This is a genomic window from Streptomyces sp. NRRL F-2664, from assembly GCF_000719345.1.
Lineage (GTDB): Bacteria > Actinomycetota > Actinomycetes > Streptomycetales > Streptomycetaceae > Streptomyces.
Genome location: NZ_JOFX01000346.1, coordinates 1 through 471 on the forward strand (window position 1 = coordinate 1; position 471 = coordinate 471).

The following is a 471-nucleotide window of genomic DNA, read 5'->3' on the forward strand; positions in this document are numbered from 1 at the left end:
GTCCCGGCCGGTGGTCTTCTGCGACACGACCAGCCCGGTAGCACCCTCTTCGGGGTCGTACACGGTCTCGGTGACCGTGCCCGTCTCGTCCACCGTCTTCACCGCACGCCCGTAGGCGTCGTAGGCGGCGGCGGTCGCCACTTCCCGTTTCTGGCCGGCGCTGTTGTGGACGGTGCTGGCCTCGCGCACCGGCAGCGCCCAGTCCGCGGGCAGCTCCTCCTCCCGGCCGGGCGGGGCGGGGGAGTCGCCGTCCTGCCAGCTGTAGCCGCGGACCAGTTCCCCGGCCGCGCGGTCGCCGAGGGCGGAGGTGAACACCTGCTGGGACGTGAGGAGGTGGAGGCTGTTGTAGTGGGAGACCACCCTGCGCTCCGCCTCGCCGTCCGGGCCCAGGAGGGAGACCTCGGTGGTGTAGGTGAAGCCGGTCCGCTGGTCGAAGACATCGTCCTCACCCGCGAAACCGCCCCCCGCACC

1 protein-coding gene is annotated in these 471 nt (G+C 72.4%); it reads right to left on the bottom strand.

What is annotated here, in order from left to right:
* Window positions 1–471: hypothetical protein (locus IF89_RS39640; RefSeq protein WP_043194965.1), on the bottom strand; the 471-nt coding region annotated here is incomplete at both ends.